Raw genomic sequence first — 6,465 nt, forward strand, 5'->3', positions numbered from 1 at the left:
AGCGCCTTTGTAGAACTGGCCGGAACCTGCGAAGCACCCAGTTCATTCACTGCAAAAGCTTCCATTTTGTCGTTCAGTGGTGTGGCCGTGCCATGCAGGTTGATGTAGCTAAGCTGCTCGGCACTCAGTTCAGCATCTGACAACGCCCCCTGCATAGCCGCTAAGGCGCCACGCCCTTCAGGGTGTGGTGCGGACATATGATGAGCATCGGACGTAGCGCAGGCACCAGTTAAAGTTACCAAGGGCGGTTGTAAATTGTCTTCTGTACGGGTTGCTATAAATAACCCGGCAGCTTCACCAATAGTAATACCATCGCGATTCGCGCTAAAGGGGTTACAGCGCCCCGTCGACGTCGACTCCAGCGCTTTAAAACCATTTAAAGTCAGCTGACAAAGAGAATCAACACCGCCAACAACCACTGCATCGACCATACCTGAGCGCAATAAAGATCGGCCACTCATAAAGGCACGGGCACTGGACGAACAGGCCGTAGAAAGGCTGTAAACCGGACCGGTAATACCCATTAATTCAGCAACACTTTCTGCCGGTGCGAGCATTTCCTGCATGGCGTAATAAAACGAGTCAGGCAGGCCACCTTTTGTTTCATCATGTGCTAACGCTTCTTCACCCGAAGCTATGCCCGATGTACTGGTGCCCAGAATCACGCCTACTCGATCAGAGCCCAGCTTATTTATCAGCGCCTGCAGTGGCTCTTTAATTTGCTGTAAGGCCGCCGCAACCAACTGATTATTCCGGGTTCGCATTGCCGGCGGCAGGCTGTCTATATTTGGCAGTTTGTCATCCGCTACCTGCCCGGCAAATAGCGAAGTGCCATCGTTGGTAACGAAAGCAGACGCCCTCAAGCCGGCCTGCTCGCCCGTTAGTGCTGCCTGCCAAATGGTCTCGCAATTGTGGCCCGACGCACAAATAGCGCCCGGTTCACTCAGTGTTACTGTCATCAGTTTCTAATAGCTCATACTCTAGGGTTGTTATCACCAATTGATAACCCATGGATTTATTCTGAATAACCCGTTGCAGACTGGCATCGTCATTAGCTGCTGACCATAGCAACTGGCCGTTATGCCAAAGTTCACGTTTTGTCTGGGTGGTCTGTAAGCTCATACCGTCTAAATTTGAATTAACAAAATCGAGCGGCCACAGCGCCATTTGCAAATCTGCCCATACCTGCAGAGCCAGGCGCGCATCGTCAAAAGCTTCACTGCCCTTAAAGCTCAGTCCGTTCGCTTGAGTAATCTCGCTGCGAAATAATTCATGTCCAAGTGGAGACAACGCAACCAACAACAGTCGCTCATTACCAAAAACAGCCGAAACCATAAGAGTGCGTTGCTGCTGCCCTTTTTGCCACTCTACCTTCTGCCATAGCTGCACAGGCTTTTCCGGCCAGCTGTGCTGCAGTTGGTAACTCCCGTCGGCAACAGGCACCTGAACGGAATGCCCACTCAACGACTGGCAACCGGCAAGGATGGTCATTACCAGCAGTAAGAAAACGCCTTTAAGAGATACTAGCTGCATAGCTCCGCCAATACGTTCAAGCGCCGCTCGCTATCGCGAACATAAGGGTTGTTGGTATCCCATGCGTAGCCAGCCAGAATTGAGCAAATCATCGCTTTCACCTGTTGCTGCTGGTCAGGATAAAAAATGACATCCTGAAAGCGGGTATCATACCAACCCTTTACAAAAGTGCGAAAGGTTGTAATACCGACACGCAAAGGGTCACTGTATTGCTTCTGCCAGTCCTGGGGCTCATTATTCAGCTCTTTAAGCACCAACGGCACCGCCAGCGATGAAGACTGCATTGCAATGGTCACCCCCGAAGAAAAAACCGGATCTAAAAATTCACCGGCGTTACCGAGCAACGCAAACCGGTCGCCATAGAGACGATCCACATTGGCTGAATAGCCAGTAATACGCTGTTCAGCACGAACTACCTTGTATTCGCCTAACACTTCAAGCAGGTAAGGCTCGTCTGCCACCAATTTCCACAGCGCTTCTTTTTCGCTGTCCTTTTCTGCAAAGTACTCACTGGCACCAACAACACCAATACTGGCGGTACCATCTGCAAAAGGAATGAGCCAGTACCAAACTTCAGGGTTCCGTGGGTGCACCGTGATGAGAATTTTAGTCCGGTCGAAGTGTCCGCCGGTAAGTTCAGATTTCACATGACAGAAAACGGCCTGGCGCACTGGAAAGTCCGACGGCGACTCTAACGACAATAAGCGCGGCAGTACTCGACCAAAACCACTGGCATCCAGCACAAAACGAGCTTTTGATTCCGTCTTCCCGGTGGTGCTGGACAAGCTCAATTTAACCGCATCCGGGTCACTAAAATCAATGGCTTCCAGCGCAATACCGTGTCTGACTTCTGCACCTTTCTCTGCCGCGCCCTGCGCCAGTAACTGATCAAAATGCTCACGTTTAACCTGATAAGTAGTGCCCGGCCCTTCACTGGATTTTTTGCGGAAGTCAAAGTCCACTTTATTGCCGTTATAATAAAAAGCGGCACCTTCCTTGTACTGGAACCCCAGCCGCTCTGCGTTTTCCAGCACCGTGTCCAGCAACCCGGCTTCTTCAATAAAGGTCATGCACTGGGGCAGCAGGCTTTCGCCAATAGAAAATCGCGGAAACTTCTGCTTCTCAACCACCAACACACTCTTTCCAGCCTTTGCCAACATGGCAGCAGCAGTTGCCCCTGCGGGCCCTGCACCAATAATTGCCACATCATAAACCGATTCCTGCATGATTCTTTCCTTAGCTATCAGGCGACTCTATTATCAACGGACTGAACAGGGCACTCATAAAGACCCCAATTAAAACAATAATACCGAAAGCAGCAATGGCTGGCGTTGAGCTGAAACTTAATGCACCAAAAGCCACCATGGTAGTGAAAGCTGACAGATAAATGGCCTGCAGCGCATGCTGTCGCTTTAAACGCCCTGCGCAGAAAACGCCGTAGTCGATACTAAGCACCAATACGAACATAGCGCCAATACAATGAAACAAGTTCAGAGGTTGTATTAGCTGAGCCAGCAGCAACGCTGTTGCGACCGACAGCGTCATAACACAGGTAACCTGCCATGCCGCCTGAACACGCTGCTTATGACTCTGTTGTGAGCGTAAAAATAGCGCCAGTATGGGTAAAGAAACGACCAGTAAAGCAATGAGCCATAGCTGCATGGAATGCCGATATTCGGTCAATGCGTCTGATGCATGCTCAATGGGGTTAAAATGCTCCAGTCTGCCTGGTATCTCTTTAATATCACCCGAACTAAATGGCTGTTTTAGCCGGACAACGCTCATCCAGCCTGCTTCGGCTGGGTATAAGAACTGGTTTTCTAAAGGGTGTTTCTGGGGGGTGCCGTTGAATGCAGGCGCGTCGATACCCAACCATTGCAGATAGCCTTCGCCGGCCTGGCTTTTAAAAAGGCTTTGCTGACCTTCCACCACTTGTTGCTGTTCTGACACCGGCAACACGTAATCGTAAAGACTGACGCTGCCGTTCAAGTTGGCTAAGTCGCCGGTACGCTCTAGCGCTTGCTGCTTCGTTTCGCCAGCCACCAACAGTACATCGGGCTGAAAATAAAAGTCGGTGGTTTCCCGCAAATGATTTTCCTGCTGCAGCAACGACTCCGGTGAACTGGCCAGTAACCGGACGTTATCATTAGCGGTAAATGACCACACCAGCAAGCCCAGGGTGGTCAGAGCCATAGCACTTAACCAATGTGTTGTGGTTTTGTTACGCATCTGCCGGTAAAGCTTGGTCATATTGAGGCAGAACTGCTGCCAGCGCGGGGCCGGCTCTTTTGGCTCCGGCAACCATGGCAGCGTCGTCACCACCAGAGTCATAGCAGTGATTAAAGCCACTGCCATAAAAATGCCTAATTGCTGCAATAAAGGTAAAGGCAGCAGCAGAAGTAAGACATAACCTAAAACAGTGGTTAAACCGCTGAGCCATAAAGCCGGTTTCAGTACAGACCAGGCCGTTTTCCCATGACTGCGGGCAATAAAGCCATGAATAACGTAGTCAATGCACAAGCCGATAAAGCTGGTCGCAAACACCAGCATCAGCACATGCGGCCGGGAGCTTAGTAACAAAGTGACCAATAGACCCGTCGCTGCCGACACACCCAACAACAGCAGCGTATAGAACAACTGCTGCCCCGAACGGAAAACCCAGAGTAACAGAGCCAGTACCACCACAAGAGACAGCCCACCAAACCAGGTCATTTCTTTTTTGGCCTGTTTTGCTGCCGCATCGGAATGAAACAGCAATCCACTTTTATAGAGCTGAATACCGGGCAACTGCTCAGTAACTTTACTGGTAAAGTCATTTATTGCCTTAACGGACTGCCCGGACTGGTTCACGCTTAACGCATCGCCTGCAATACGCAGCGGTACCAATACCTGTCGGGTTGATTCTGACGAACGAGTATAAAGCCCGCCGTGGCTCTCATACCCCGGCATTAAGTCTGGTAATTGCTGTATAAAGCGCTGTGTCAGTAATAGCGGATCGCTTTGCAGCGGTGTTAAAACCGGGGCGGGACTTTGTAAGGTTTTTTGGGCGCGAGCAACCAACGCTCCATAGTCACCACTTGCAAGCATTTGCCTGTCACGAAACGTTGCTAGTCGTCCAGCCTGCTGTTGATAAAATGACAATACCGCTTTTGGGTTTGTCATTTCAGCCAGTTGTAGGGTGGGTTCTACGTGGAACAGCTGACGTAACTGCTCCTGCACAACCTTAAGAATCTCAGTTTCGGAATGCTGCTTCGATTCAAACCCCAGCAACAATTGCTGCGAGTTAGGTTGCTGGCTTTTTAAATAACTGCGCTGCAGATCAGAGACTTCATTAGGCAGAGCATCTGCCAGACTGCTGCTCCATTGCGTATTCGGCAACTGCATAAAAAGCCCCGATACCACAATAGTAATGAAAACAAACAGCAGCAGTAATCGAGGCGCCCTAGCGGCGCGTGCGCCTTTCATTCCATGTTACCTTTGGCTCAGTTCAATACGGGTGGTGTTACCGTTTTGCTCAAACAACTCCACAAGTTCAACGCGATGATCTCCACAGCTGTGGATTTTTTCAATCACACTGGCCAGCGCGTCTGCTTTTGGCACCATCACCACACACTCTTGCTCTACCGACAGGTTGAATTGCTGCTTAAGCACCGCTTCATCCTGTTGCAAAATAGCCAATAACAACTGCGCAATGGTGTCACTGCCACTTATCGACTCCGCACCGCCCTGCTCAAAAATACCCTGACGGTTTATGGTCAATTCCTGCTGCTGAGGTTGCTCGGTTGTCCAGATAATTTCATCCGTACTAATATCCAGTTGCCCCGAACTCACCAAAGGCCTCGGCAGCCCTGACAACTGTTTTTTCTGATGGAAGTCCAGCGACAGCGGCAACGGCTCTGATTGCTTCTCTAATGCCGACAGCGCCTTTAACGAGTTATCGTCCTCGGCAGAAGTAACTGCTGAGACCATAAAGAACACCGTTGCCACCAATAAACGCATCATGAGCGCTCAACCCCCAGCTTTTCAAACACAATGTCAGGGGATTCAAACAGCATTTCGCGCGTTTTTTTACACACGGCTACCTGCACACTGGTGGCTTTAGTTAATAGCTCGTTACTCTCAACACAGCGAATTTCATAATTCATCTTCAGTCGGTGTTCCCACTCAGCCAGAGTGGCAGTTACCCTTATGTGCTGTCCGTAAGTAGCCGACGCAACGTACTTTAAGCGTAAGTCGACAATTGGCCACAAATGACCATTGGCTTCCATATCCGGATAGTCATAATTGAAGGTGCGCAACAACTCGCTGCGCGCCATTTCAATGTATTTTATGTAATGCCCGTGCCAGACAACGTGCATGGCGTCGACATCGAAAAAGGGAACATCAATAGTCAAACTGGTTTGTTTCATGCTGGCTCCTGATACAAGTTCCAGACTTTTAATCGTAACTGGGTCAGCCAATAGCGTAACTCCGGCTCTAACTGACGGTCTTCCGTCAGTAGGTCAAACTGGCTGGCCAGGCTTTCAAGCATTTCAACAACACCAGACGATGGGCTCACAGGCTTCTCTGCTATGCGCTTGCGCAACTCAACGCCTTGATAAGCTGCCAGCAAGGTTGCGATAACCACCTGTTCGGTCAGCTCCAGAATACGAATACAGTCACGGGCAGCAATAGTACCCATGCTCACTTTGTCCTGGTTATGACACTCAGTTGAACGCGAAAAGACACTGGCGGGCATGGTTAATTTCAATGCCTCGGCGGTCCAGGCTGAGCAGCCAATTTGCACCGCTTTAAAGCCATGGTTAATGGATGTTCTCTCGCCTTCTGCCGCAGACAAATTAGAGGGCAAACCGTGGTTCATTTTCGTGTCCATCAGCAGCGCCATTTGCCGATCATGCAGGTCCGCCAAGTTCGCCACAGCCGTTTTCATCG

The 6,465-nt window shown here is 50.2% G+C and carries 7 protein-coding genes; all 7 read right to left on the reverse strand.

Annotation, left to right across the window (positions count from 1 at the left end):
• A partial coding sequence (locus B3180_RS07805) for a beta-ketoacyl synthase N-terminal-like domain-containing protein (protein WP_286843877.1) occupies positions 1 to 959 on the reverse strand: 959 nt, incomplete at its 3' end.
• The gene (locus B3180_RS07810) at positions 940 to 1,533 is read right to left on the reverse strand and encodes a DUF3261 domain-containing protein (RefSeq protein ID WP_278358575.1); all 594 of its coding nucleotides are present in this window, start codon (positions 1,531 to 1,533) and stop codon (positions 940 to 942) included. The genes B3180_RS07805 and B3180_RS07810, both read right to left, overlap by 20 nt.
• Complete coding sequence (locus tag B3180_RS07815) at positions 1,524 to 2,759, reverse strand: NAD(P)/FAD-dependent oxidoreductase (protein WP_278358574.1); 1,236 nt, start codon at positions 2,757 to 2,759, stop codon at positions 1,524 to 1,526. The genes B3180_RS07810 and B3180_RS07815 overlap by 10 nt, the downstream gene beginning before the upstream one ends.
• A 10-nt stretch (positions 2,760 to 2,769) precedes the next feature.
• Positions 2,770 to 4,998: an MMPL family transporter gene (locus tag B3180_RS07820; protein WP_278358573.1), complete on the reverse strand. Its 2,229-nt coding sequence runs from the start codon at positions 4,996 to 4,998 to the stop codon at positions 2,770 to 2,772.
• A 6-nt stretch (positions 4,999 to 5,004) separates the two neighbouring features.
• Positions 5,005 to 5,535: a LolA family protein gene (locus B3180_RS07825; RefSeq protein ID WP_278358572.1), complete on the reverse strand. Its 531-nt coding sequence runs from the start codon at positions 5,533 to 5,535 to the stop codon at positions 5,005 to 5,007.
• Positions 5,532 to 5,942 carry an acyl-CoA thioesterase gene (locus B3180_RS07830; protein ID WP_278358571.1) on the reverse strand — a complete coding sequence of 137 codons (411 nt, stop codon included), beginning with the start codon at positions 5,940 to 5,942 and terminating at the stop codon, positions 5,532 to 5,534. The genes B3180_RS07825 and B3180_RS07830 overlap by 4 nt, the downstream gene beginning before the upstream one ends.
• On the reverse strand, positions 5,939 to 6,465 hold a 527-nt coding region (locus B3180_RS07835), incomplete at its 5' end, for an aromatic amino acid lyase (RefSeq protein WP_286843881.1). The genes B3180_RS07830 and B3180_RS07835, both read right to left, overlap by 4 nt.

Source organism: Idiomarina sp. UBA4206 (assembly GCF_002383015.1).
Taxonomy (GTDB): Bacteria; Pseudomonadota; Gammaproteobacteria; order Enterobacterales; family Alteromonadaceae; genus Idiomarina; species Idiomarina abyssalis.

Coding starts and splice junctions, on each gene's coding strand:
- B3180_RS07810 (WP_278358575.1), bottom strand. CDS start 1,533: ATGCAGCTAGTATCTCTTAAAGGCGTTTTCTTACTGCTGGTAATGACC.
- B3180_RS07815 (WP_278358574.1), bottom strand. CDS start 2,759: ATGCAGGAATCGGTTTATGATGTGGCAATTATTGGTGCAGGGCCCGCA.
- B3180_RS07820 (WP_278358573.1), bottom strand. CDS start 4,998: ATGAAAGGCGCACGCGCCGCTAGGGCGCCTCGATTACTGCTGCTGTTT.
- B3180_RS07825 (WP_278358572.1), bottom strand. CDS start 5,535: ATGATGCGTTTATTGGTGGCAACGGTGTTCTTTATGGTCTCAGCAGTT.
- B3180_RS07830 (WP_278358571.1), bottom strand. CDS start 5,942: ATGAAACAAACCAGTTTGACTATTGATGTTCCCTTTTTCGATGTCGAC.